This window comes from Aliiglaciecola sp., from assembly GCF_039982535.1.
In the GTDB taxonomy this organism is placed as follows: domain Bacteria; phylum Pseudomonadota; class Gammaproteobacteria; order Enterobacterales; family Alteromonadaceae; genus Aliiglaciecola.
The window spans coordinates 1-24,996 of the sequence record NZ_JBDWYG010000041.1 but is presented as its reverse complement, the minus strand read 5'-3'; the positions used below and the strand labels follow the sequence as shown (position 1 = coordinate 24,996).

At 39.5% G+C, this 24,996-nt stretch carries 24 protein-coding genes and 1 pseudogene; 16 read left to right on the top strand and 9 right to left on the bottom strand.

Features of this window, described 5'->3' with window-relative positions; translation table 11 throughout:
- Window positions 1-55: 55 nt before the first annotated feature.
- The gene (locus ABJV04_RS13325; protein ID WP_348492028.1) at window positions 56-343 is read right to left on the bottom strand and encodes a DUF6471 domain-containing protein; all 288 of its coding nucleotides are present in this window, start codon (window positions 341-343) and stop codon (window positions 56-58) included.
- 217 nt (window positions 344-560) lie between these two features.
- Between ABJV04_RS13325 and ABJV04_RS13320 the strand changes: the two genes are divergently transcribed.
- The 12 genes from ABJV04_RS13320 to ABJV04_RS13265 all read left to right on the top strand — a co-directional run bounded on the left by ABJV04_RS13320 (window position 561) and on the right by ABJV04_RS13265 (window position 11,413).
- On the top strand, window positions 561-950 hold the full coding sequence (locus ABJV04_RS13320) for a DUF2170 family protein (protein WP_303474361.1): 390 nt from the start codon (window positions 561-563) through the stop codon (window positions 948-950).
- A gap of 25 nt (window positions 951-975) precedes the next feature.
- The gene (locus tag ABJV04_RS13315; RefSeq protein WP_348492027.1) at window positions 976-1,656 is read left to right on the top strand and encodes a PspA/IM30 family protein; all 681 of its coding nucleotides are present in this window, start codon (window positions 976-978) and stop codon (window positions 1,654-1,656) included.
- A gap of 16 nt (window positions 1,657-1,672) precedes the next feature.
- The gene (locus ABJV04_RS13310; RefSeq protein ID WP_348492026.1) at window positions 1,673-2,725 is read left to right on the top strand and encodes a potassium channel family protein; all 1,053 of its coding nucleotides are present in this window, start codon (window positions 1,673-1,675) and stop codon (window positions 2,723-2,725) included.
- A gap of 39 nt (window positions 2,726-2,764) precedes the next feature.
- Window positions 2,765-3,412, top strand: a complete 648-nt coding sequence (locus ABJV04_RS13305) for a YjfK family protein (RefSeq protein ID WP_348492025.1) — start codon at window positions 2,765-2,767, stop codon at window positions 3,410-3,412.
- Between the two features lie 33 nt (window positions 3,413-3,445).
- Entirely contained in the window at window positions 3,446-3,862 is a 417-nt protein-coding gene (locus tag ABJV04_RS13300; RefSeq protein WP_348492024.1) for a DUF350 domain-containing protein, read from the top strand.
- Window positions 3,863-3,873: 11 nt separating this feature from the next.
- Window positions 3,874-4,485: a DUF1190 family protein gene (locus ABJV04_RS13295; RefSeq protein WP_348492023.1), complete on the top strand. Its 612-nt coding sequence runs from the start codon at window positions 3,874-3,876 to the stop codon at window positions 4,483-4,485.
- Between the two features lie 76 nt (window positions 4,486-4,561).
- Complete coding sequence (locus tag ABJV04_RS13290; protein WP_348492022.1) at window positions 4,562-5,728, top strand: glutathionylspermidine synthase family protein; 1,167 nt, start codon at window positions 4,562-4,564, stop codon at window positions 5,726-5,728.
- Between the two features lie 4 nt (window positions 5,729-5,732).
- The gene (locus tag ABJV04_RS13285) at window positions 5,733-6,290 is read left to right on the top strand and encodes a rhomboid family intramembrane serine protease (RefSeq protein WP_348492021.1); all 558 of its coding nucleotides are present in this window, start codon (window positions 5,733-5,735) and stop codon (window positions 6,288-6,290) included.
- Between the two features lie 110 nt (window positions 6,291-6,400).
- Window positions 6,401-7,135, top strand: coding sequence for a VC0807 family protein (locus ABJV04_RS13280; protein WP_348492020.1), 735 nt, complete (start codon window positions 6,401-6,403; stop codon window positions 7,133-7,135).
- Between the two features lie 30 nt (window positions 7,136-7,165).
- On the top strand, window positions 7,166-7,834 hold the full coding sequence (locus ABJV04_RS13275) for an ABC transporter ATP-binding protein (RefSeq protein WP_348492019.1): 669 nt from the start codon (window positions 7,166-7,168) through the stop codon (window positions 7,832-7,834).
- The gene (locus ABJV04_RS13270) at window positions 7,827-10,316 is read left to right on the top strand and encodes an FtsX-like permease family protein (protein ID WP_348492018.1); all 2,490 of its coding nucleotides are present in this window, start codon (window positions 7,827-7,829) and stop codon (window positions 10,314-10,316) included. Before ABJV04_RS13275 ends, ABJV04_RS13270 begins: the two co-directional genes overlap by 8 nt.
- Window positions 10,301-11,413, top strand: a complete 1,113-nt coding sequence (locus ABJV04_RS13265; RefSeq protein WP_348492017.1) for a lipocalin-like domain-containing protein — start codon at window positions 10,301-10,303, stop codon at window positions 11,411-11,413. The genes ABJV04_RS13270 and ABJV04_RS13265 overlap by 16 nt, the downstream gene beginning before the upstream one ends.
- Window positions 11,414-11,461: 48 nt before the next feature.
- Here the strand turns inward: ABJV04_RS13265 and ABJV04_RS13260 are convergent, their stop codons facing one another.
- Entirely contained in the window at window positions 11,462-12,754 is a 1,293-nt protein-coding gene (locus tag ABJV04_RS13260; RefSeq protein WP_348492016.1) for an alkaline phosphatase, read from the bottom strand.
- A gap of 589 nt (window positions 12,755-13,343) precedes the next feature.
- Here ABJV04_RS13260 and ABJV04_RS13255 point away from each other — a divergent pair.
- From ABJV04_RS13255 to ABJV04_RS13245, 3 genes are all read left to right on the top strand, one after another.
- The gene (locus ABJV04_RS13255; RefSeq protein WP_348492015.1) at window positions 13,344-14,942 is read left to right on the top strand and encodes an isocitrate lyase; all 1,599 of its coding nucleotides are present in this window, start codon (window positions 13,344-13,346) and stop codon (window positions 14,940-14,942) included.
- Between the two features lie 117 nt (window positions 14,943-15,059).
- Window positions 15,060-15,998, top strand: coding sequence for a LysR family transcriptional regulator (locus ABJV04_RS13250; protein WP_348492160.1), 939 nt, complete (start codon window positions 15,060-15,062; stop codon window positions 15,996-15,998).
- A gap of 116 nt (window positions 15,999-16,114) precedes the next feature.
- On the top strand, window positions 16,115-18,286 hold the full coding sequence (locus ABJV04_RS13245; RefSeq protein WP_348492014.1) for a malate synthase G: 2,172 nt from the start codon (window positions 16,115-16,117) through the stop codon (window positions 18,284-18,286).
- Between the two features lie 79 nt (window positions 18,287-18,365).
- On the opposite strand, the gene ABJV04_RS13240 is transcribed toward ABJV04_RS13245, so the two are convergent.
- From ABJV04_RS13240 to ABJV04_RS13210, 7 genes are all read right to left on the bottom strand, one after another.
- Complete coding sequence (locus ABJV04_RS13240; protein ID WP_348492013.1) at window positions 18,366-19,385, bottom strand: NAD-dependent epimerase; 1,020 nt, start codon at window positions 19,383-19,385, stop codon at window positions 18,366-18,368.
- 9 nt (window positions 19,386-19,394) lie between these two features.
- The gene (gene tviB / locus ABJV04_RS13235; protein WP_348492012.1) at window positions 19,395-20,675 is read right to left on the bottom strand and encodes a Vi polysaccharide biosynthesis UDP-N-acetylglucosamine C-6 dehydrogenase TviB; all 1,281 of its coding nucleotides are present in this window, start codon (window positions 20,673-20,675) and stop codon (window positions 19,395-19,397) included.
- A gap of 236 nt (window positions 20,676-20,911) precedes the next feature.
- On the bottom strand, window positions 20,912-22,033 hold the full coding sequence (locus ABJV04_RS13230; protein WP_348492011.1) for a nucleotidyltransferase family protein: 1,122 nt from the start codon (window positions 22,031-22,033) through the stop codon (window positions 20,912-20,914).
- A 2-nt stretch (window positions 22,034-22,035) separates the two neighbouring features.
- Complete coding sequence (locus ABJV04_RS13225; protein WP_348492010.1) at window positions 22,036-22,884, bottom strand: HprK-related kinase A; 849 nt, start codon at window positions 22,882-22,884, stop codon at window positions 22,036-22,038.
- 5 nt (window positions 22,885-22,889) lie between these two features.
- Complete coding sequence (locus ABJV04_RS13220; protein WP_348492009.1) at window positions 22,890-23,147, bottom strand: hypothetical protein; 258 nt, start codon at window positions 23,145-23,147, stop codon at window positions 22,890-22,892.
- A gap of 41 nt (window positions 23,148-23,188) precedes the next feature.
- Entirely contained in the window at window positions 23,189-23,845 is a 657-nt protein-coding gene (locus ABJV04_RS13215) for a hypothetical protein (RefSeq protein ID WP_348492007.1), read from the bottom strand.
- 146 nt (window positions 23,846-23,991) lie between these two features.
- Window positions 23,992-24,762, bottom strand: a complete 771-nt coding sequence (locus ABJV04_RS13210; RefSeq protein WP_348492005.1) for a serine protease — start codon at window positions 24,760-24,762, stop codon at window positions 23,992-23,994.
- A 98-nt stretch (window positions 24,763-24,860) separates the two neighbouring features.
- Between ABJV04_RS13210 and ABJV04_RS13205 the strand changes: the two are divergent.
- Window positions 24,861-24,996, top strand: a pseudogene (locus ABJV04_RS13205) (phospholipase); the annotation flags it as partial.

Sequence of the window (24,996 nt, the reverse complement as noted above, 5' to 3'; positions counted from 1 at the left end):
TTCTCCCAAACATAGTTTCCCCAGCCGCCCTAGCTGGGTTTTTTTTGTGCGTTTTTCAAAGCTCATCTTCATCTAATGAAATTTGCATATCCGCAAATATCTCAATGATATCTTCACGCTCAATTCGACGCATTTTTAAAACGTACATAATTTGTAAAAGTAAATCTGCGCCTAAAATTCCCTTATTTACCTTATTACGTAAGTTATCTGCGCTTTGAACAACCCCAATTGAATTCAATCGCTCGCTGAGGTCTTGATATTTCACCCCGCGCTTAGACATTTCAGCCTTAATAATACGTTGAACTAGTTGTCGCCAATTTGCGTTATCGTGTTTTTTAGCCACTTTCCACCTACTCTAAAATGAACAACTTTGTGAATTATAATTTACAAAAATAAACTATACAACTCAAAAAAGTAAAATAAAGTTTGACATTAAAAATCATTTGTCAGTACAATCTGCCCCGTTACAAAAAAACTTACAATTCATTTTGAACTGATCATGTTTTTTCGTATACAAAGGTAACATACTATAGTCATTACACTGACAGGAGAGTAGGCATATGACTTGGGACCTTGATCAACTTGAGACCCTATTATCAGATAACGACAATATTGTTGTCACCCGTGAAGAAAATTGTTTATTGATCGGAAATGGTGATGGTTTAGATGCATGGTTAGCACTCAGTGGAGAGCAAATTATTATCGAATCCATTTTATTTTCAAGTTCAGAAGTCAAAGACAAAGCGGCCTTGAACGAAGAGATATTGAAAACCCATATGTTGTTTCCATTAACAACGATTGGAATATCCCAAGTTGCTGAACAAGATTATTACACTGCATTTGGCGCATTAAGTTCACAATCTAAAGCAGAAAGCATCAAAATTGAACTCGATGCCTTATTCCACAATGTGGCTGCATTTTTAGACGCTTATCAAGAACATTTGCACTAAACATTTAGGTATTTTGGAGAAGATTATGTCGGTTTGGAGAAAGTTAGTTACAGCTGTTAAAGGTGGCGCAACAGAAGCGGCTCAATCAGTTGTAGACAGTCAAGCCATTCGAATTCTAGAACAAGAAATTCGTGATGCAAAAGAAGAGTTGCGTAAGTCAGACCATGCTCGAACGCAAATTTTAGCAAAATGTAAATTGGCTAAACAAAAGGTTGATAGCCTCAAAGTATCAATCGGTCAATATGAAGAACATGCTCGCAAAGCCATAGGCTCAGATCGCCAATTGGCATTAGACTGCGCGCAAAAAGTAGCAGATTTGACCGCTGAAATGGAAACCGAACAAGAGTTTCTAGACCAGTTTACTCAATCAGAAAAACAACTTGCTGCCAATATTAACCAAGCAAAAGATAACTTGAAGCGTTTGGAACAGCAGGTTGATATGGTTAAGGCAACAGAATCAGTGCAAAAAGCACAGGTTGCGGTTTCATCCAGACACATGGGTGCAAATAGTAAAATGAAAACCGCTACTGAGTCTTTGAATCGCATTCAAGACAAGCAGAAGTTACGCAGTGCAGAGCTAGAAGCTGCAGAAGAGCTTGCTTCTAGCGACTCATCCACTGATTTAGAAAAGCGCTTAGCTGAGGCTGGAATCAAGGGTGGTAAAAGCTCTGCTGATGACGAGCTAAAACGCATTTTAGGCGAATAAATTGGTTAGCCTCTAAATGTTATTAGTCCTTAAAGTACGTAAAGTACTCACCCGAGTATTTTCCGAGATGCGCTGGTACACCATTGTACTAGCGCTTTTGTTTTATGCCCTGAGCACATGGATTTTATTATATGTATCAGGTGAAGATGCCCTACTCAATATTAACGATTTTATTTATTGGCTAGTCGTCACCGGTTCTACTGTTGGATATGGTGATATGTCACCGGTCACAAGTGCGGGTAAATATATCGTTTCTTTTTATGTAATCCCCTTAGGGTTGAGTATATTTGCCTTGGTGCTAGGACGCGTAGCTGCTTGGGTATCTATGCAATGGCAAAAAGGAGTGAAAGGTTTGAAACCATTAGATCTTGAGAACCATGTTTTAGTAATTGGCTGGAATGGTCAGCGCACCATTCAATTGCTTAATTTGCTGCTTAAAGAGCGAGCTGAAACGGAAAACAAGCCAGAGATTGTTTTGTGTGTTAAAGCTGATATAGACAATCCCATGCCCGATAAAATTGAATTTATCAAAGTAATGTCATTTAACAATGATAAAGAAATGGATAGGGCTTGCGTAGGTAAAGCTGCGGTTATTGTCATGGATAATGAAGAAGATGATGTCACTATGACCACTTCTTTATATTGCAGCAAAAGGAATAACAGCGCCCATCTGCTAGCTTACTTTAAAGATGAGTCCTTAGTGGATTTATTACAGACTCATTGTCCTAATATCGAATGTACTCCCAGTGTCGCCGTTGAAATGTTAGCTAAATCGGCATTTGATCCTGGCTCTAGTTTATTGCAACACGACTTATTGACTGTTCAAGAGGGACAAGCCCAGTTTTCAATTGAAGTGCCAGAATCCGTTCCTCAAATATCCGTTGAAAAACTATTTATCACCCTTAAACAACGCTACAACGCTACCTTCATTGGCTTTGTCGAACCAAGCGTTCCCGCTAAAGTTACTTTAAATCCTAATTTTGATGTGACTATCTTGCCCAAATACAAACTTTTTTATATTGCTGAACAGCGTATCAATCATTTTGATTGGCAAATATTGTCGGAATAAAAAGTCGCAATAACTGGACAGATTAAAAACGGAGAAATCATGTTTTCAAAATGGTTTAGCAAAAAGAACAAGCAAGCTGACATAAAAGCACCGGAAATAATGGGGTTGTATTTAGGCGGGTCTTTTGAGCTTGATGATTTAAAACTCAAGCTTATTGAGCCTGAACTGGTAATTGAAGGTGCTGCTAGACATCATTTGATTCAAGCCGTGGGCGAAGCTCATTTAGATACAGGCGGCAAAATTCTACGTTATTACACCGATGACGATGCTTTTTTACAGGTAGTATTAGATGGTGGTGACACAGAAAACCACATCACTGATGTGAAGTTATGGTACTTTTACGATACACAAACCGTGGGTACCGATAAGCAATGGAAAGACCTCATTGCCCAACAAGTTTCTCAGCCCCATTATCAAATTGAAAATAACAACTATAGACGTGTATGGAATGCTGTTGGCGAGGAGTCACCTCCGGTAGCAATGACAGAGAAAACCTTTGAACTTGATGGTGATAGCAGTCAAACGGATCAATTTGTGATGTTATATGAACGACAAATAGATCACGACGCCTTCGAAACCTTATTGGTTTGTGCAGAAGAAAAAATTGTTGATAATAATCATGATCGCTGCCTGGTCATTAGCACTGGCTTCGATATTTTGCCCGCCGATATTAAAATAAACGGTTAGCAAATCTACATTTACACAGAAAAGGAAAAATCGATGGATATATTATTGGAATCAATAGCCGGATTGGGTAATTTTGCAATCTATTTTGTGGTCTCAATAGTGCTTTTATTTTTATTCAAAATCGTTTACGCATGGGTCACTCCCCATGATGAATGGAAATTGGTGAAAGAAGAAAAAAACACAGCTGCTGCAATTGGGTTTGGTGGTGCTATCGTCGGTTTTAGTATTGCGTTATCCGGTGCTGTAACTAATTCAACGTCTCAATATGACTTTGCTATTTGGGGCTTCATTGCACTTATCGCGCAGGTGTTAGCGTTTTTACTATTGCGCTTCACTTTTATGCCTGCCATCGCTGAAAGGATTGATAATCAAGAAGTGTCAGCTGGCGTCATGTTAGCGTCTATGTCCATCGGCGTTGGTTTACTCAATGCGGCTTGCATGACCTACTAGGAGGCATAAGCATGACACGTAAACGCAGTGAACAAATCAATCTAAGCAGAATGCGTAAGCATTTTTCCCCTAAGCCTTTGGCAATTGGTGTTGCCTCTGTATTTTTGGCGGCTTGTACAGGTAATCGTCAAGAAGCAACTATCTACACCACGCCCGAAGATTGTGCCAAAGAGAATCCAGAACAGGCACAAGTGTGTGAAACCGCTTATCAAGAAGCTTTGGCAGAAGCGGAACGAACAGGACCTAAATATAATACGGAACGGGATTGTGAAAGTGAGTTTGGGCCAAACCAATGCCGTCAGGTAGAGCGCAGTTCGGGCTCCTTTTTTATGCCTTTTATGGCCGGCTACATGTTAAGTAACCTGTTGTCGCCTAATCGTTACCAGTATCAACCCATGTTTACCTCTTATTCTCCCTACTCTCCCTATCGTTACCGGTGGATTGGCGCCGGTGGATACGATTATGGTTCATTGGGTAAGCGCAACCACAAAGTCAGTCCAGATGCATTCAAACCTAAACCCGCGGTCACTCGAACAATAAAACGAGGTGGATTTGGCAGCTCTGTTCGCGCTAAATCAAGTTGGGGAAGTAGAAGTGGCTCTAAAGGTGGTTGGGGTGGTTAACCCCCTTCCACTGGCAACATTAATCCATGCAGCCCATTGATCAACAACAGCATTAATCCACAGCAATAGAGTCCCGATGTTCAGAATACCAAGTGATCCCCGTAAAAACTGGCAACAAAAAGCAAAGGACTTTGGCTTTTCATTCCATAGTATGTACGGCGAGCCATATTGGGATGAATCTGCATATTATCAGTTCAATTTACAGCAAATTGAAAATGACTTAGAAGATCCTAGCGTCGAAATTCACCAAATGTGTTTACAAGTTGTAGACAAAGTAGTGAATAACGACGCTTTACTGTCTGCTTTTAAAATTCCAGAAGACTTCTGGCAAGGGGTGAAAGATTCCTGGCGCAAGCAAGATCCGTCGTTATATTCTCGACTCGATTTTGCCTATGATGGTAGTGGTCCGGCTAAGTTGTATGAAAATAATGCTGATACACCGACTAGTTTATATGAATCGGGATTCTGGCAATGGTTGTGGTTGCAAGATTTAGTGGATGGCAATCAACTTTCTCGTCAGGCAGATCAATTTAACTCATTACAAGAAAAGTTAATTGCACGGATAGATGAAATCGCTAAACATTATCAAACCGAACATATTCATTTTGCCTGTTGTCAGGACACCATTGAAGATCGTGGCACCGTTCAGTATTTGCAAGACTGCGCCGCAGAATCAGGCCTACATGCTCCTTTTGTTTTCATTGAAGATATTGGTTTAGGAGAGTCCGGTCGTTTTACCGATTTAAAAAATAACCAAATCGATACTTTGTTTAAACTCTATCCTTGGGAGTTTATGCAGCGTGAGGAGTTTGGGGATTTTGTGGAAAGCTCACAAACCAATTGGATTGAACCCCTGTGGAAAAGTATTTTGTCTAACAAAGCACTGATGCCCATGTTGTGGAAGATGTTTAAAGGCCACCCTAACCTGTTACCTGCTTATTTCGAAGATGAACTGCATTTATGTGACCACCAGCGCATTGTTAAAAAGCCGATATTTTCCCGAGAAGGGGCAAACGTTAGTATTTTAGAAAAAGGGCAAGAGATTATACATGCCGATGGTCCTTATGGTGAGGAAGGCTTTATTTATCAAGCATTCCATCCGCTTCCTAAATTTGACAATAACTACACATTAATTGGTTCTTGGTTAGTTAACGACAAAGCCGCCGGAATTTCAGTACGAGAAGATACCTCTTTGATTACACAAGATATGTCCCGATATCTACCACATATTATTTTAGGGTAACGTGATGGGCGCAAAAACAACGGTTCTAGCATCTCAATTGAAATTCGTTTTGTATTTGATGTTATTTTTTACGCTTATAGAAGGCATCAATATTGTTTTTGGCCGCAGCTTAAATGTCTTTGGAATATACCCACGTGAACTCATTGGTTTGCGCGGCATAATCTTTAGTCCCTTTTTACATGGAAATTTAGCCCATTTCGCATCAAATATTGTCACTTTAGGAATATTTAGCCTACTGGTAATGCAGTACGGCAAAAAAACCTACATGGCTGTCAGTATCTATTTAATCTTTAGTATTGGTTTACTGGTATGGCTGTTTGCACGCCCAGCTATGCATATTGGTGCCAGTGGTATTATTTACGGCTACTTTGGTTTTTTAGTGCTAGGTGGCCTAATATCTGGGCGCATAAAGCTCATTATTATTTCCCTCATCGTCGGCTTTTTTTATGGCGGTTTGATTTTCGGTGTATTCCCCACAAACAGTTTCGTTTCTTGGGAGTCCCACCTCTTTGGTTTTATTGCAGGTTTATGCGCAGCAAAAATTTGGGCGAAAAAGCGCTAAAAACCTGCTTTACTTACAAAGAGCAACACGTCTAAGTCTGATTAAAATCGTAGTGGATTGATTGGGAGTTAGATATACTGACAACAGTTAAAATATAGTTTAAAGATTTTATGAATAAGCCAGCAGCAAACGAATCGACTCAAAACCCCAAGAAGAACCCACCACAAAACAATGGGTTTATGGGTAACCTTGCATTCAATATTGTAATTCCCGTATTAATTTTATCCTACCTTAGCGGCGAAGAATATTTAGGCCCAGCGGTAAGTGTAGTCTGCGCCTTAGCATTCCCCATAGGTTACGGCATCTGGGATTTAAAAAAGTCAGGCAAGGTAAATGGTTTCTCTATATTAGGCATAATTAGTGTCATACTCACTGGCGGTATCACCTTGTTGAAACTACCCGCCGAATATATTGCCATTAAAGAAGCTGCCATCCCCGGAATTTTAGGGATTGCGGTGTTGATATCTCAATACACCAATCGCTCTTTAGTGAAAATTCTTATTCTCAATGAAAATGTGATCAATTGGCCAGCATTAGACGAGGCTTTAGAGAAAAAACAAAATACAGCCTTGTTTAAGCGCAAAATAACCATCAGCTCGTATATCGTTGCCGCGTCGTTTTTTGTTTCTTCGTTCTTAAATTATATATTGGCGAAAATTATCTTAGTTAGCGAACCTGGCACAACCGCCTACACTGAAGAGTTAGGGCGGATGACAGCACTAAGTTACCCAGTAATCATGGTACCAAGTTTAATTATGCTGTTTTCTGCGCTGGCTTATTTAATCATTCAAATGAAAAAACTAACTGGTGAAGATTACCTATCCTTTATTCACGAAGAAGGGTAAAGCTGAACAAATAAAACAACTGGCGGTGCAATGATTAAAATTGAAGCCTTATCTAAGTCATATCAAGATGGCAAACAATTTACTCAGGTTTTAGATAATCTAAATTTAAACATTGCCCCCAAACAACAAATTGCCATTACTGGCGAATCGGGTTCTGGAAAGTCAACCTTACTGCATTTGTTGGCCTGTCTGGATAAACCAGACTCAGGCTCAATAATCATCAATGGGCAGAATATCTGTTCATTCTCCCCTCGTTTAAGTGATGCCTACCGGCAAAAAACCGTGGGTATTGTGTTTCAAAAATTCAATCTAATAGAGTGTTTGTCCGTTTGGGAAAACATATGTTTTCCCGCCCGTTTAAATCAAAATCTAGACGAGCCATATCTGCTTAACTTGTTACAACAATTAGGTATAGCAGAGCAACGGCATAAAATGCCAGTGGATTTATCTGGCGGAGAGCAACAGCGAGTTGCTATCGCAAGAGCCTTATCCCACAAACCCGAGTTAGTTTTAGCGGATGAACCCACGGGTAATCTTGACGACAAAAATAGCGACAAGGTCGCCAACTTACTTTTTTCTTTATGTAGTTTACATAACGCGATGCTGGTTATGGTCACCCATAGTCAACAGTTAGCGAAACAAGCCCATTGCCATTATCACTTGAGTGATAAAAAGTTAACGCTACAAGCAAATGACTAAGTCAATTCTTTCGGTATTATGGGTAATAGTAAAAAGTTACAATTTGCAAAAGTATCGTTTTTTTTTAGTGCTAATGGCGATGATAATTGGCTGCGCAGGCTTCTCATCTGTGCTGGTTATCAATGAAACCGCTATGCGAAGTTATAACCAACCCAATTTTCCCTTAGTAGAAGACGTACGCTACGCTATCTACCCTAAAGAAGGTGCATCGATCACTCAGGCAGACTATGCCGATTTACGCAAAAGTGGAAATCGAAATATTATAGCCGTATCAACTTTGGAAATAGAGAGCAAAAACAACAAGCTTGACTTTGTGGGGGTCGATTATTATGCCTTAATGAGTCTAGATCTAAGCCAACAAGGTGCGGATAGTACTGAAAAAGAAGTCGTTTTATTTACCTCAAGTCTCAATTCATCAGAGGTAGACGCAACAGAAAATAAATTCATTGTTGATCCTGCCTATGCAAAAGTATTACGCACACAAAAGCTGCTTACGAGTGATAATTTTTTACAGCTCAATTCGCAATTCCCAATAGGCCCTGTATCCATAGCCAAAGCAACTGGCCTTGGTCAGCAAATTGTTTGCGACATTGAAACTTTGTTTAATCAATTCACTACTCAGGAGATTTCTTACCTAGTGGTGGTTGGTAAATATAATGATAAGAACCCTGTCACTGTGCAATTGCCGGCACACCTCAGGTTAGTCAAGTTAACCTCAACAGAAGATACCGAACAATTAACCGCAAGTTTTCATCTTAACCTGTTTGCCATGGGTCTACTGATGTTCGTTGTGTGCATGTTTGTGGTGTTAAACGCTTTAAATTTATTGATAATTAAACGCTTGCCGACGTTTAAAATTTTAAGACAACTAGGTATTCCAATTGTCGCGATTTTCAGCGCTAGCATAATAGAAATGCTGTTCTTAGCCATAGTTTGTAGTGCAATGGGTGTCACCTTGGGTATTGAAGCAGCCAAATTGCTGTCCCCTGCCGTTAATCAAACCCTTGAGAGTCTATATAATGTGTCTTTAGGGTTTGAATCATTTTCATGGCCTAGTTTATATAGCCGAGTGCTACTGGCTAGTATTCTGGGATTAAGCCTAGCTGCCGTGATCCCATTGCGCTCCATAGACCGCCACTTAGCCTCAATTAAACTTACACCTCAGGTGGTTAGTAATGAGAACAGATGGTTAGCAGTATCTGCAATATTGCTGTTAGTGAGTTTAATTTTGTATTTTTGCTACACAAATATCCTTAGCTCTTTTGTGATCATCGGGTTGCTGATAACCAGTGGTTGTTTCATGGTGTTGTTTATATTGCCCAAGTTACTTGTATTAACACGACCCTTTATTCCATCAAACGCGCCTAGTTTAAGCTGGAGTTTTGCGGATGCTAAACGAGTATCAAACAAAAGCAGTATCGCTCTTTGTGCATTTTTCATTGCTGTAACGGCAAATGTCGGCATGAATTTAATGGTCAATAGCTTTCGAGTTGCCACTGATACATGGATAACCCAGCGACTTGACGCCGATGCTTATATTTATACTCAGGATGCAGATAAAGTAAGTACGCTTATCAAACTAAATTTCCCGGAGATTTCAATTTTTGTCAGGCAGGCAGAAAAGGTCAGCTATCAGGGCAACGACCTGCAAATCCGCTCCTACCCAAGTCAATTAAAACACCGCCAGGCACTATTATTGGAAGATACTCTGGATACTTCTTGGGATAAGTTTTCAAATGGATATGGGATTTTTGTCAATCAGCAGTTTGCCCTTTCCAAGCAGCTAAAATTAGGCCAAAAACTAGAAATTAGTCGCCAAGATAATACCCAGTTGGCAGTACAAGTGGTTGGTATTTATTATGATTATGGTAACCCGAACGCACAAGCTCTAGTCAGTGAGTGGTTAATTAAAAATCCACTAGGCGGCAGACAGGTTATGGCTTTATATAACCAAGGGGCTCACCCACTTGAGTGGACTGAACTCAAGAAGCAGTTAGGGTTAAACATGCCTGATGCACAAATGATGGAAACCCAAACATTACTGAAAGCCTCTATGCAAACCTTTGATAATACTTTTGTGGTAACCCAAAGTCTTAATATTATTACCTTATTGGTCGCTGCATTCTCGTTAGCTTCCTCCCTGATTGTGATCGACTTCGATAATAAACCTCAACGGGCTTTGCTTCGTGCTATGGGTGTACCGGCAAGTAAAGTACTGTTATTAACCTTGTTCCAATACACCCTATTGTGCTTATTTATCTGTGCTATTGCTATTCCATTTGGCATATTATTAAGCTGGCTTTTGATCAATTTGATTAATGTGCAGGCTTTCTATTGGTCCTATCCGCTGGTTATTGAATTGGAAACCATTGTTCAGCTAGTTTTTTCAAGCTTAACTGTCGTGCTATTGGCTGTATTATTGCCAGCAGCTAGGGCAATATTAATACCGCCTATTGAGGATATAAAATGGCTCAATGGTTAAAGTTTAGAAAAACACCTTGGCTATTAACAAGCCTATTGTCGGCCAGTATAGTGTTGTCTGCCTGTTCAGAGTCTGATACTTCCTCCTCTAGCATGTACGGGGGTATGCTTGATCAGGAAAACTTTACCAGTGCAAAAGCCAATACCGAAATAGCCATTGAATTTCCACGAGATCATCTCAGTCACCCTGAATTTGCTATTGAATGGTGGTATTTAACCGCTAACTTGTTTGATAGTCAGGGCAATCAATATCCTATGCAATGGACATTATTCCGCTTTTCAGGGGGAGTTAGCGACTCCAATTGGAGTAACGGCCAACTATATATGAGCCACGGTAAACTGAGTTCTGATAAACAAAGTTGGTTTGAAGAAATTTTTGCCAGAGGTGGAGTTGGCAACGCTGATGTTTCACTCAATGAGGAATCTAACAATTTTGAGGCATATTTAGATGATTGGCATTGGCGTTCATCATCTGCGGATTTGTTGCCAGCCTCTTTGAATTTTAACCTCAATGGGCAGGTTAATATAATGCTGAACATGCAAGCCAAAGGCCCGTATATTTTAAATGGTCAAAATGGCTACAGTGTTAAATTGGCGAATGAACAGCATGCTTCTATGTATTACAGTCAGCCCTTTATTGCTATTGATGGGTCCATAGAATTGCTAGATAAAACCATTAAAGTTTCAGGAGAAGGTTGGTTTGATCATGAATGGAGTGCGGGACTTTCCGACCAAAAAACGCAAGGCTGGGACTGGTTTTCTTTACATCTAAATGATGGCCAAAAACTGATGCTGTACCAGGTTCGACATAGTGAATTGGGCAATGTGTGGTTTGGCAGCTTGATAAGCCCTGGTGGCGATAAAATTCATTTAACAGCAACAGATATCAAAGGGACCATTGATAGTTATGCAACGGTTAACGGTATACAAGTGCCACTTAATTGGTCTCTATCGTTACCTCAATATCAAATCCATATTCGCGTTTCAGCGTTTAAACAAGATCAATATAATCACGGAATGTTTCCGTATTATGAGGGTGCGGTAGTGGTTGAGGGCAGCCATCAAGGTATCGGCTTTATGGAACTAACGGGATATTAGCAGTCAAACTCGTTCCCTAACTTGACTGCTAATATAGATAGCTTAAAGCTATTTAGATTGCATTAACTCAAAAATAATTTTTGGAATATTAGTGTTGTCCATATGACCACGGAAATGCTCTTTTCCAGCTCCCATAGCAAAAATTTGAACATCTACGGCTGTGTGGCCTGAGCTAGTCCAACCTGTATTTGAACGGATATCCATCAACTTCTTAAGCTGTACATATAGCGCTTTACTGTTAGTCATATCAACTTTCTGTAAAAGTGACTTTTCAGTTTCGTTTAGCTTGAAGCCCAACCCCGCCTCAGCTAAATCCATTGGTGTTTTGCTGTTTACCATTGATTTTGCCAAAGTGCTTAGAGATTGTGTTACTGCTTTTAACGGTTCAGGATCCCATTGGTAGTTGCCATTTGCAGCAATAGTAAAACCACCTGTACTATGATCTGCTGTCACGACCACTAAGGTATCGGGATTTTTTTGTACATATTGCTCTAACCATTCCAATGTTAACGCTAGGTCATGCATTTCAGCCATAGCTGAGGCAATATCATTGGAGTGTCCAGCCCAATCAACTTGACTGCCTTCTACCAATAAAAAGTAACCTTTGTCATTGGTTAGTTGTTTAACTGCTGTTTTAACTAATGCTGGTAAGCGCTGCTTGTCAGGCATATCCAGAGCCCAAGGCATGCCCTCATCGCCAAATAGACCGATTACAGGTCCAGGCTTAAGACTGTCTAGCTGCGTTAAGTCATCAATATATTGATAACCCGCTGTTTTAAATTCATCAACAATATTGCGGTCATCACGAATAAAATACTTCCAACCGCCACCTAACATTACATCAAGAGCAAACTGCCCATTCAGTTTGTCATCAAAATAACTATTTGCAATTGCATCATAGTTACGACGACTTTCATTATGAGCAGAAAAGGCTGCAGGAGTTGCATGATTGATTTGCGACGTCACCGCAACGCCAGTTTTCAAGCCATTAAGACGCGCTTGTTCTAAAACGGTTTTTACCGATTGTTTATTCTCATCTACCGCGATAGCACCATTGTATGATTTCACACCTGCAGATAAGGCGGTCGCACCGGCAGCAGAATCTGTTACATAACCACTGACTCTAGCAGGATAAGTACTAGCCATTCCCACAAGATGACGATCAAACACTGTTGGCTCAATCATCGGTGATGTTTTTTTATCTGCAAAATAGCGATAGGCAGTGGTGTACGCAGGTCCCATACCATCGCCGACTACCATTATAATGTTTTTAGGTTTTTCTTGACTTGCTTGTGCTGCGGAAACAAACAGCAATAAGGTAACAGCCGATAGCCACTTCATTTTATCTCCAAACTTAACAATAATTTTGCTGGAAATAATACGTGAAATTTAAGTCTTATAAACAGATTTTTACTAGATTGCGCAAAGTAATGTCTGAATGACTCGCCTACACAGTGAAATATTGCTTAACATCTGTATCGCCGTTCATCAATACGCTGATTTCAATTCAGGTACCACAGCTAAACACCTCCTATCCATCACTAACTCATGCTCTACTCACAATATCCACAACTTCGTTGGGTAAATACAGTAACTGTGTCGACTAAAAATTGAAAAATAACAAAAAAATGGGAAATAAATCATCCTGACTAGTCTTATTTCGATTTAAACGCTGTAATTATCGCGCAGTCAATAATTAACTAAACAAACTTTAGTCTCTGATTTTTAAGGAAATACAAACAAACATTCACCATATCTATTTCGAAAATCATTAATATACGTTTTTTTTATTATGCTTGTAGGGCTAGGATAATTGCATCGACACAAAATAATAATCAGGTGAATCGATACCGGTCGTCTAGATGTGTTCACAATAATTATGCACTAGACCTCAGTTCCCTACACATGTAATAGAAAAAAGGAAAATATGATGTCTCAATATCAAAATGACCTAAACGCTGTAAGCCAGCTATGCCAAAAGAATGGTTCTGGATGGAATGCGATTAACCCTGAATATGCGGCAAGAATGAAAGCACAAAATCGTTTCCAAACTGGACTTGATATAGCTAAATATACCGCAGCCATCATGCGTAAAGATATGGAAGAGTATGATGCAGATTCTAGTCAATATACTCAATCTTTAGGTTGCTGGCATGGTTTTATTGGACAACAAAAAATGTTGGCTGTTAAAAAACATCAAGGTACAACAAATAAGAAGTATCTATATCTATCAGGTTGGATGGTTGCAGCACTTCGCTCTGAGTTTGGTCCTCTTCCTGATCAATCTATGCATGAAAAAACAACAGTCTCTTCATTAATTGAGGAACTTTATACTTTCCTACGTCAAGCTGATGCTAAAGAGCTAGGTGAATTATTTCATGAACTAGACGCAGCACGAGCTGCAGGTAAGAGCACTTCAGAAATTCAAGCCAAAATTGATAATTATGAAACCCACGTAGTGCCTATTATTGCGGATATTGATGCAGGCTTTGGTAATGAAGAAGCAACTTATTTGTTAGCTAAGCAAATGATTGAAGCAGGCGCGTGCTGTATTCAGATTGAAAACCAAGTATCTGATGCTAAACAATGTGGTCACCAAGACGGTAAAGTAACTGTACCTCATGAAGACTTCCTAGCAAAAATAAACGCAGTTCGTTACGCATTCCTTGAATTAGGTGTTGACGATGGTGTTATTGTTGCTAGAACTGATTCATTAGGTGCTGGCTTGACACAAAAAATACCAGTATCGACCTCAGAAGGCGATTTGGCGTCTAAGTACAATGCATTTTTAGATACCACTGACGTTAACTCTGTTGATGATTTACAAGATGGTGACCTAGCCCTTCGTCAAGACGGTAAACTGGTTAAGCCTGTTCGTCTACCTAATGGTTTGTTCAAATTTAAAGATAATACTGGTGTTGACCGTGTAGTACTTGATTGTATTACTTCACTACAAAACGGTGCCGACCTGTTATGGATTGAAACTGAAAAACCTCACGTTGGTCAAATCGGCGCAATGGTTGACGAAATCCGTAAAGTAGTTCCGAATGCGAAGTTGGTTTACAACAACTCACCTTCATTTAACTGGACTCTTAACTTCCGTCAACAAGTGTTTGATGCTTGGGTTGAAGAAGGTAAAGATGTTAGCGAATACAACCGCGATGAGCTTATGCAGGTGAAATACGATGACAGCGAATTGGCTCAAGTAGCTGATGAAAAAGTACGTACTTTCCAAGCAGATGCTGCCCGTGAAGCAGGTATTTTCCATCACTTAATCACCTTGCCTACTTACCACACTGCTGCGTTGTCTACTGATAACCTTGCCAAAGGTTACTTCGGTGATGAAGGTATGCTGGCTTATGTGAAAGGTGTTCAACGTCAAGAACTGCGTCAAGGTTTAGCCTGTGTTAAACACCAAGCGATGGCTGGTTCAAATATGGGTGATGATCACAAAGAATATTTCAGTGGTGACCAGGCGCTTAAAGCGGCCGGTGAAGATAACACCATGAATCAATTTGATGTCGCCTAATTAAGCTAACTTATAGCTCAGTAAGAAAAGCAAGACTAATGTCTTGCTTTTTTTTTGTGGTAACCCTTATAACCATTGGTATAATCAATGAGAACTCAGTTTAGAAGTGAAGTTAATTTGAATATTGCTAAAGTTGATCTAAATTTATTGGTATATCTGGATGTGTTATTACGAGAAGGAAGCGTAACCAAAGCCGCGAATCAACTCAGTATCACTCAACCCGCAATGAGCAATGGTCTTAAACGTCTCCGTGACTTGTTTAATGATCCACTTTTAGTGCGCACCAGTGAAGGTATGACACCAACAAAACGAGCCTTAGAGCTACAACCTATTGTTCGTGATGTGTTAGCCAAACTGGAAACCACTATTCAACCAGAAACCGAATTTATTCCTAGTACTAGCCAACGAACGTTTCGAATCATGGCCAGTGACTACGCTGAATCAACCCTGTTAATTGAAGTTATTCGTCAACTAGGGAAGATAGCGCCGAATATCACATTAGATGTAATTACGCCCAGTGACGTGACTTTCCATGATGTTGAACACGGTAAAGTTGACATGGCCATTAACCGATTTGATGAATTGCCTCTTTCGTTCCATCAAAAAGTCATTTGGTATGATGCGTTTTCCTGTGTATTAAAAAGTAATAATCCAATGGTTTCCCATTTTGATTTGAGTAGTTATTTGTCTGCACAACACATTTGGGTGAGCAAAACCGGGTTTGGTGTCGGCGTTGGGGTAGATCCTAACGAAGTTCAAAAACTTGGCTGGGTTGATGCAGAATTAACTAAACTAGGTAAAAAGCGCGATATTCGTGTGTTCACGCGTCACTATCATGTGGCATTACAATTAGCGAAAGCACAAAACCTAATTGCTACCCTACCCAGCAAGGCAGCTAACTTATACCGCAACGATCCTGACGTAGTTATTTTGGAACCGCCTTTTGATATTCCCCCCATTGGCTTAAAAATGGCCTGGAGCGCATTGTTGCACCACGATGCTGGGCATATTTGGTTCCGTCGTCTTATTAGTGAAGTCGCCAATCAACTTAGTTAGTTGGCGCTTTCGCACCCTACATTCACCGCATTTATCACAAAGATAAAAGCCATAAATTAAACATATTCATTAGAAGTCGGTAGTATTAATCCATTGGACAGCTTTGGAGTATTACTATGCAAAACTATATATCGCGCGGAAAATTGCAAATAGCAGAAGAGTTAGATTGTTTCATTAAGGAAGAAGCAATCGAGCAAACGCAAGTAGAATTAGGCGCTTTTTGGGACGGATTTGAACAGCTGTTAACTGAGTTTATGCCAAAAAATCAAAAGCTTTTACAGAAGCGTGATGATTTACAGGCAAAAATAGACAATTATTGTCAGCAAAATCCCCAGTATAAATTAACCGACTACAAAGCTTTCTTAGAAGAAATTGGTTATCTTTTACCGCAACCTAAACCATTTCAAATTACTACCGAAAACGTTGATCCTGAAATCGCAACTATGGCGGGTCCACAATTAGTAGTGCCAATCAATAATGCGCGTTATGCCATTAATGCGGCAAATGCGAGATGGGGCAGCCTTTACGATGCCCTTTATGGAACCGATGTAATTAGTGAAGAAGGTGGAGCCCATAAAAGTGGCCCTTACAATAGTGTTAGAGGTCAAAAAGTTATAGAGCATGGCCGTCAATGGTTAGATGTTGCAGCCCCCCTTGAAACTGGCAGCCACCAAGATGTAACCGCTTATTCAATTGAAACGTCAAGCTTGACTTGTACATTGAGTAATGGCGACCAAACCAGTCTACGTGACCCTAAACAGTATGTGGGTTTTGTTGGTGAAATCAGCGATCCAACATCTATTTTCTTAACCCATAATGGGCTACATATTGAGTTACAATTCGACCGATCTCACCCAGTAGGCGCAGCAGACCCAAGTGGATTAAAAGATATCGTCCTTGAAGCGGCTTTAACCACTATCATGGATTGTGAAGACTCTGTTGCCGCGGTTGATGCAGAAGATAAAACCTTAGTTTATCGAAATTGGTTAGGCTTGATGAAAGGCACACTTTCCACTTCTGTGCAAAAAGGCCAAAAGACCATTGAGAGAACACTCAGTAACGATAAGGTTTTTACAAATCTAGATGGTCAAACGACTAGCTTGAAAGGTCGCAGTTTGATGTTTATTCGAAATGTTGGCTTACTAATGTCAAACGATGCCATTTTGTTTGATGGTGAGGCAATACCTGAAGGCATTATGGACTGCATGATCACCTCTTTGATAGGTAAACATGACTTATTAGGTCATAGTCCATTTTCGAACAGTGATAAAGGCAGTATCTATATAGTGAAACCTAAGATGCATGGCCCTGAAGAAGTTGCGTTTTCAAATGCTTTATTCGCAAAAGTCGAAAAAATACTGGGCTTACCGGAAAACACTATCAAAATGGGTATTATGGATGAAGAAAGACGCACCTCTGTTAATCTCAGCGCCTGTATAGAAGCCGCGAAAACTCGGGTAGTGTTCATTAATACTGGATTTTTAGACCGTACCGGTGACGAAATCCATACTTCTATGCAGCTAGGTCCATTTGGTCTAAAAGGTCAGTTAAAAACACTACCTTGGATCACCGCATACGAAAAAGATAATGTTGGCCATGGTTTAGCCGCAGGATTATCTGGCAAAGCACAGATTGGTAAAGGAATGTGGCCAATACCGGATCATATGGCTGAAATGATGAAAGCGAAAATACAACATCCTAAAGCTGGCGCGAATACAGCTTGGGTGCCCTCGCCTACGGCTGCCACTTTACATGCATTGCATTATCATCAAGTTGACGTATTTGCGATTCAATCATCACTTAAACAACAGCATACTAACGGTTTAGACGATATCCTGACCGTTCCTGTCATGGAAGCTGGCACAGTGCTTGATGATGAAGCCAAAACCCGCGAACTAGACAATAATGTTCAAGGCATTTTAGGTTACGTTGTTCGCTGGGTAAACCAAGGTATTGGCTGTTCAAAAGTTCCAGATATCAATAATGTGGGACTCATGGAAGACAGAGCCACCCTCAGAATTTCCAGTCAACATATTGCCAATTGGTTATTACATGGCATTGTGGATGAATCTCAGGTAAATGCGTCTTTAAGCAGAATGGCGAAACTGGTAGATGAACAAAATGCTGGGGACCCTGAGTATATCAACATGTGTCCCGATCTTGATAAATCTATCGCCTTTGAAGCAGCTAAAGCATTGATTTTTGAAGGAGTAGCTCAGCCGAGTGGGTATACCGAACCTCTACTACATGAAATGCGTCGTAGAATGAAACAGCAGTTAGCCTCATAAGGCTGACTGAACCACAAATAAAAACGCAAGGTGACTTATATTAAGTACCTTGCGTTTTTTATTGGGAATTAGAAAGTGATTAACTTACATTGAAGTAGTCTTTATACCAACCCACAAAGTTTTTAATTCCCGTTTGAATTGTTGTCTGTGGACGATAATCAACATCTTTTACTAAAGCTTCAACATCCGCGTAAGTATCAGGAACATCGCCCATTTGCAGAGGTAAAAGCTCTTTCTCTGCAGTTTTTCCAAGGTTATCTTCCAAAGTCTCAATATATTCCATTAACTGGACAGGTGATTGGTTACCGATATTGTAAACCCGCCAAGGTGCTTTACTTGTTCCAGGATCTGGATTCTTACCAGACCAATCTGGATTAGACTCAGCAGTGTGATCTAGAGTACGGATAATACCTTCGACAATGTCGTCAATGTAGGTGAAGTCACGTTTATGATTACCGTAATTAAATACCTTAATGGGTTTATCTTCTAAAATCGCTTTAGTGAATAAGAACAGCGCCATATCTGGACGTCCCCATGGACCATACACAGTAAAGAAGCGTAATCCCGTTGTCGGTAAGTTAAATAAGTGACTATAGGTATGAGCCATTAGTTCATTGGCTTTTTTACTTGCTGCATATAAAGATACAGGATGGTCGACGTTATCGTGCACAGAAAAAGGCATGGATTCATTAGCGCCATAAACTGAGCTAGAGGATGCATACACTAAATGTTTAACTTTATTGTGTCTGCAACCTTCCAATATATTCATAAAGCCAACAATATTGGCATCAATGTAAGCATGAGGGTTTTCAAGTGAATAACGCACTCCGGCTTGAGCCGCCAAGTGCACTACCTTGTCAAATTTATGTTCCTCAAACAATTCAGCCATTGGCTCTTTGTCTTCCACAGACATTTTAACAAAGGTAAAGTTATAGCTATTTTTATGTTGCTCTACTCGTTTCAATCTATCTAATTTGAGGTTCACGTCATAATAATCATTGAGGTTATCTAATCCTACAACCTCATCACCTCGTTCAAGCAAATATAAACTTACGTGAGATCCAATAAAACCGGCAGCCCCAGTTACTAAAATTTTCATTTACTTTTCCTAAAGTCTTAAATCAACTATTTCTTTATCAATAATATATTTCAAGTCAAACACAACACAATTATCTTTGCCTAAACCACGTAGTTCTTGGCTAGACATTTGTTTAAACTCTTGGTGAGCAACAGCTGCGATGATAGCGTCGTATTTGCCAACTTCCGGTTGGTTAACTAATTTTAATCCATACTCAGCATCCACTTCCTCGGATTCTGCCCACGGATCGTATATATCAACATTTACATGGTAATTATCAAGTTCAGTGGCAATATCCACCACCTTGGTATTACGAATGTCTGGACAATTCTCTTTAAAGGTAATTCCCATTAAGAGTACATTGGCACCGTTAACCATAATTTTTTTGTTTAGCATTTTTTTGACTAATCGGCTTACCACGTACTCACCCATTTGGTCATTGATGCGGCGTCCAGCCAAAATCACTTCAGGGTGATAACCAATTTCTTCGGCTTTATGGGTTAAATAGTATGGGTCAACACCGATACAGTGGCCTCCCACTAACCCTGGGCGAAATGGTAAAAAGTTCCATTTACTGCCCGCTGCCAGTAACACCTCTTCAGTATCTATCCCAAGTCGTTCAAATATCATCGCTAATTCATTGATTAATGCAATATTCAAATCTCTTTGGGTATTTTCAATTACTTTGGCCGCTTCGGCGACCTTTATGGAAGAAGCTCTATGAGTACCCGCTTCAATAATACTTAAATACAATTCATCGACTAAATCACCAATTTCAGGTGTAGAGCCACTGGTTACTTTGATAATGCTTTCCAAGCGATGGGTTTTATCCCCAGGGTTAATTCGCTCAGGACTATAACCAGCATAAAAGTCCTGGTTGAATTTCAAACCAGAATACTTTTCGATAAGGGGAATACAGACTTCTTCAGTAGCACCTGGATATACTGTTGATTCGTAGATAATAGTCGCACCGGCTTTGACTACTTTACCAATCATTTCACTGGCTTTTCTTAACGGAGTTAGGTCAGGCTGTCGATTTTTGTCTATTGGTGTTGGAACGGTAACAATAATAAAATCGCACTTGGACAGATCTTCGGGTGCAGATGAAAACGTTAATGAGGTAACACTTTGCAACTCTTCAGGAGAAACCTCTAAGGTGTGGTCTTCACCTCGATTAAGCTCTTCAATCCGCTGTTGATTGATATCAAAGCCAAGGGTAGAGAATTTTTTCCCAAACGATACAGCTAATGGTAAACCAACGTAACCTAACCCAATGATGCCTATGCGCTTTTCATAGATATTATCCGTCAAACCTAACCTCTCTTTTAAGCCCAGAAAATGATTATTGCTAACCTCATAGTTTGCACCTAAATTAACAGAATTAGTAGTGCTAATTGAAATACCTAGGTATCAATTTTACCTAAGTATGCAATCAAAATATCCACGGATTTTTTTAACTATGTAATTGAAAGTATGTGATTAAGTTTAATTTTAGTGTTCGATAAAAAGATCAAAAGTAAAACCAGCAGAAACCTAAAACATTGAAATTACCAATTGGGATTTTCAGGTAATTTCGGATCAAAATGATGTTTTCCCATAATTTGATCTCGAATCGCAAAAAACGACTTAAATGCAAAATGTTTTATCAATACGTTAAATGGCATCTTTATCCAGTGACCACGAAGATAGACTAACATTTTAGCGCGTTTAATTTTAGCCGTTAGCATAAGATCATGTTCTGGACAAATGGCGGGGAGGATACCCTCACGTAATATCCAGAGTTCGCCTTTACTAAACTTGTAATTTTCCAAATAAGTATTAGCCACATCAGGTAAAGGTTTATCAGAATATAACTGTAAGGCTTTTAAACAACTCACAAACTCAAAGTCAAAATCCGTTTTATTACTGAGCTCTATAAGAGACCGCCAGAATTCGTCACTAGCAAACTCTTCGATTAACAACATGATATCAAACAGATCTCTCATCCAACTGCTGCTGTCTTCGTTGGCAAACATATGAATGATACTGTGCATCACAGTAGTAGCCGGATCTAACACGAAACAGCCTGATGGTGTTTTCTGTCGTGATGAAATGAACTGATTAATATTGGTAGCGCGACCACTAATAGGAGGGTAAAGATTATGATGCATATCAACCACAGTAGCACGGTTAACATGGATTAACGGGGGTACTTCATGTGCCCATTCACGATAGTATTTTTCGTCGTAATCACTCAACTCTTCTGATTGCCAACGGTTCTTTTTTAGATGTGCTTCAGCAATATTTAAGTCTTTTTTATTAACCAAAACATCAATATCAGAACAAACTCTTCCGTAGCTATTTAGACTCTTACGCAAAGTATAAGCTGCACCTTTCAAAAATACCGCGGTAATACCTACTTGCTCTAACAACAGTCTAAACTCAACGGCCTCAAAACAGATTTGTTGTGCTTGTCGCTTAGCATACACTTGAGCTGAATATAGATGGCGCTTTGTAAAGTCAGGGTAATCTTGATAGCAACCATCACGCTTAGCCACATGATATAGGCTTGCCAGTAATTTAGTCTCACGTAATATGAAAATAACCGATTGCCACTCTTTCGTAGAAAGTGTTAGCCCTAATTTAGGTGCTAATAACAATTCATATAAGGTTTTGGTAGTAAACTTCATAGCTAACCTATTATGTCTTCGATGAGAAATTCATTTACTTCATTCAGGTCATTATATTGAATTTCAAATAGGCTAGAAGATTGGATGATTTTCGCTACCGCATCAAAACCTGTAGCACCTAATACATTATAATTGAATGCATTTTTACTCAGAGTATTAAATGCGTCAAGTTGGCTTAATTGATAAATGGTTAACTCTGTTTCAGGAGAGTATTTAGGAAAAACCACTGCAACAATTTGCGCTGGTTGTAGAGTCGAGTATTGCTTCCAGTTCGACACTTTAACATGGGCAACATCACCTTTTTGTGTGTCCCTGCAAATTGGTGAAAATAGTGCATTTGGATGCCATTCTTTGACTAAATCAATTGAATTGTTTTTTAAGCAGACTGGTCTGTATAAGGGCGAAACCTCGCAAGATGAGGTATCGATGATAGCCATTTCATCTGAATACACTTGCCAACCAGACAATCCTAAATGGGCAGTCAAGGTGCTCTTTCCCGAGCCAGGGAGTGCAGGAAAAATGATTGCTTTGCCGTTTTTAACGAGTACGGCTGAATGAATTAATAATCGTCCATATTCATGTGCGGCAATACACCAATTCATGCCCCACTCTAAAACCGCGGCAGCTTGTGATATTGGTAAGGGTTTGAATGGCGAGTGCTGATCGGAATAAAAGCTAATCTGCGGTTTAATAAATCGTCTCAAAAAAGACTCAAAAACCAAGCTTACTGAAAAATCAATAGGACCGTCGTTATTTGGTGTGTCTGAATATAAACTGTCAACTACGTCGTAAACATGGCGTATATCAGAGGTTAGTTCGAAACGATAACATCCTGTATCAATAATTTTCATTTATATCATTCAGTCCAGAATACTTTTTCAGAAATTAAACGTTGGATCAAATTATCAGCAGAATCTTCTGTAAGACTTAAACAGTTAATTAAATCTAACTTAGTGATACCTTGAGATATATCTGGAAAGTTACTAGATGATGATTGGGGATTTTTGTTAATCAGAAAAGTGGTATTACTACTATATCCACTATAAATAGCAACGCCACTGTTGTCCCCTAAACAAATCATTCTAGATTCAGGTGGTAATCGGTAGCGTTGCATAGTGCTTAATGCGCCTATTTAAAGTTTAGATTACGCTAAAATTAACAAACAACAGGTGACCAATCAGTACTTCCTTCGTCATAACCTAACTCTGACTCGCTAATACCGCTAAAAGACGAACTATTCTTTGATATATACCAGTAAAGGAACACTTCGCTAATAGCTTGCTGTGCTGCTGCTGCCCCTTCAGTGTAGGTTGAATAAAAACCGAAGTAAGTGTTCAGGTATACCGCGGCTAGATGGAAATAAATGTTGTTATCTCCACTTCCATTTGAAGCCAACGCTTCAGAAACTGTCAAAGTTCTAGATGGAAGATCACTTGGAAGAGTTAACGTGTGCTGATAAACCTCTTCGATTGATTCAGCATAACAAGATTCCATAGTTTTATACTCAGAACTATTCTTTCCATAGTTATTTTTACATGTTTTCAACTTTGTAAAGGTCGAATGCATGTTGTTTGAGTATTTTTTCCAATTACCTGGTGAACGACCACCATTAAGGTAAGGCATGGTACAAGTATGACGATCTGTATTAGTTGACAAATTACCTGACAATGCTCCGGAAACCGAACAGGCTCCCCAGACTGATTTGGCTGGAAGGCTAACAATCACTGCTCCGGTGGCCGACTTTTTAAGAAAATTACGGCGCTTATTCACAGCAGAAACATCCTTTTTATACGACTTATCGAATTCATTCATTGATTAAAACCCTTTTTATGCGACTTCTAAAACGCAATTAACTTTATTGAGATCGTAGAAGCAAAAACCACGCCAACACAACAATCCATTGATTTATATATGTTTAATTTGTGTAATATAGTGCAACTGTAAATTTTTTCGACAAGCTAATTTATATCTACATTAGCCGATCGCAAAAGCTGTTTGACATATTTTACAGGTATTGAGTAAGTAATTCCACTAGGCTCGGATAAAATAGTTTCTTTTGTTTCCTTTACAAACACTTTATTAATAACTGCAACGACTTTTCCAGTCTCTACTTCGTATACTGCACTACCGCTATTACCTGGATAAGCAGTTGCATCCATTTGGTAAACTAAGTATGGCTCTCGTAACCGTCTCAAGGTTTTTGCATCCAATTGACTGGAATGTTCAGTGGGGACAATCACCGGCGTCGATGATGCGATAATTCCGCGATGTGTTGCTGGGTATAAACCGAGGATTGCACCAATAGGAAACCCAGTGAAAGCCACTTCTGTTCCATCTGGAATCAAATTGCTATCCGCTAGCTGAAAAGGCTTTAATTTTGTGCTAATGCGCAGTAATGCTAAGTCATGTAATTCATCGACTTCTACTATGTATGCCTCAAACATTTTAGGATAACGGCCAACTCCCGCTAAAACCACACGCTTTTGTTTCGCTGTCTCATCTAAAGGTTTAGCAATGACATGATTATTAGTAACAATATATTGCCCGTTTGCAACAACAAACCCTGTGCCGTGTAAACTGGTTTGCGGCGCTTTAATTGGATCGTAAATTCCAATTCCGACCACAGATTGTTTCGCCTCTTTTACAATATCGACAATATTGTGGGCGTAACCAGCAGAATGTGTAAGTAAAATTGCAAAGGCAAACAAACTTTTAACCAAAATAGACATAAAAGATGCGTTCCATTAAAAAACAAAAAAGTTGTGCAAAAAACTGAATTCTAAGTCATATTTGAATGAAAACCAGCTTTATACGAAGTGAAGTAGCCATGTCGCATCCATACAATAACAATAAAAGTCAGATCGTACCTATTTTTTCAGGCGGAGGCACTCGGTTATCTTGCCATATTGGAATACTTCAGGCTTTACTTGAAATGAATCTGTCATTTAGTCACGTCGTAGGGA

Excerpts from the sequence above, each read along its gene's own strand:
- ABJV04_RS13320 (WP_303474361.1), top strand. The coding sequence starts at position 561 with ATGACTTGGGACCTTGATCAACTTGAGACCCTATTATCAGATAACGAC.
- ABJV04_RS13315 (WP_348492027.1), top strand. The coding sequence starts at position 976 with ATGTCGGTTTGGAGAAAGTTAGTTACAGCTGTTAAAGGTGGCGCAACA.
- ABJV04_RS13310 (WP_348492026.1), top strand. The coding sequence starts at position 1,673 with ATGTTATTAGTCCTTAAAGTACGTAAAGTACTCACCCGAGTATTTTCC.
- ABJV04_RS13305 (WP_348492025.1), top strand. The coding sequence starts at position 2,765 with ATGTTTTCAAAATGGTTTAGCAAAAAGAACAAGCAAGCTGACATAAAA.
- ABJV04_RS13300 (WP_348492024.1), top strand. The coding sequence starts at position 3,446 with ATGGATATATTATTGGAATCAATAGCCGGATTGGGTAATTTTGCAATC.
- ABJV04_RS13295 (WP_348492023.1), top strand. The coding sequence starts at position 3,874 with ATGACACGTAAACGCAGTGAACAAATCAATCTAAGCAGAATGCGTAAG.
- ABJV04_RS13290 (WP_348492022.1), top strand. The coding sequence starts at position 4,562 with ATGTTCAGAATACCAAGTGATCCCCGTAAAAACTGGCAACAAAAAGCA.
- ABJV04_RS13285 (WP_348492021.1), top strand. The coding sequence starts at position 5,733 with ATGGGCGCAAAAACAACGGTTCTAGCATCTCAATTGAAATTCGTTTTG.
- ABJV04_RS13280 (WP_348492020.1), top strand. The coding sequence starts at position 6,401 with ATGAATAAGCCAGCAGCAAACGAATCGACTCAAAACCCCAAGAAGAAC.
- ABJV04_RS13275 (WP_348492019.1), top strand. The coding sequence starts at position 7,166 with ATGATTAAAATTGAAGCCTTATCTAAGTCATATCAAGATGGCAAACAA.
- ABJV04_RS13270 (WP_348492018.1), top strand. The coding sequence starts at position 7,827 with ATGACTAAGTCAATTCTTTCGGTATTATGGGTAATAGTAAAAAGTTAC.
- ABJV04_RS13265 (WP_348492017.1), top strand. The coding sequence starts at position 10,301 with ATGGCTCAATGGTTAAAGTTTAGAAAAACACCTTGGCTATTAACAAGC.
- ABJV04_RS13260 (WP_348492016.1), bottom strand. The coding sequence starts at position 12,754 with ATGAAGTGGCTATCGGCTGTTACCTTATTGCTGTTTGTTTCCGCAGCA.
- ABJV04_RS13255 (WP_348492015.1), top strand. The coding sequence starts at position 13,344 with ATGTCTCAATATCAAAATGACCTAAACGCTGTAAGCCAGCTATGCCAA.
- ABJV04_RS13245 (WP_348492014.1), top strand. The coding sequence starts at position 16,115 with ATGCAAAACTATATATCGCGCGGAAAATTGCAAATAGCAGAAGAGTTA.
- ABJV04_RS13240 (WP_348492013.1), bottom strand. The coding sequence starts at position 19,385 with ATGAAAATTTTAGTAACTGGGGCTGCCGGTTTTATTGGATCTCACGTA.
- ABJV04_RS13230 (WP_348492011.1), bottom strand. The coding sequence starts at position 22,033 with ATGAAGTTTACTACCAAAACCTTATATGAATTGTTATTAGCACCTAAA.
- ABJV04_RS13225 (WP_348492010.1), bottom strand. The coding sequence starts at position 22,884 with ATGAAAATTATTGATACAGGATGTTATCGTTTCGAACTAACCTCTGAT.
- ABJV04_RS13220 (WP_348492009.1), bottom strand. The coding sequence starts at position 23,147 with ATGCAACGCTACCGATTACCACCTGAATCTAGAATGATTTGTTTAGGG.
- ABJV04_RS13215 (WP_348492007.1), bottom strand. The coding sequence starts at position 23,845 with ATGAATGAATTCGATAAGTCGTATAAAAAGGATGTTTCTGCTGTGAAT.
- ABJV04_RS13210 (WP_348492005.1), bottom strand. The coding sequence starts at position 24,762 with ATGTCTATTTTGGTTAAAAGTTTGTTTGCCTTTGCAATTTTACTTACA.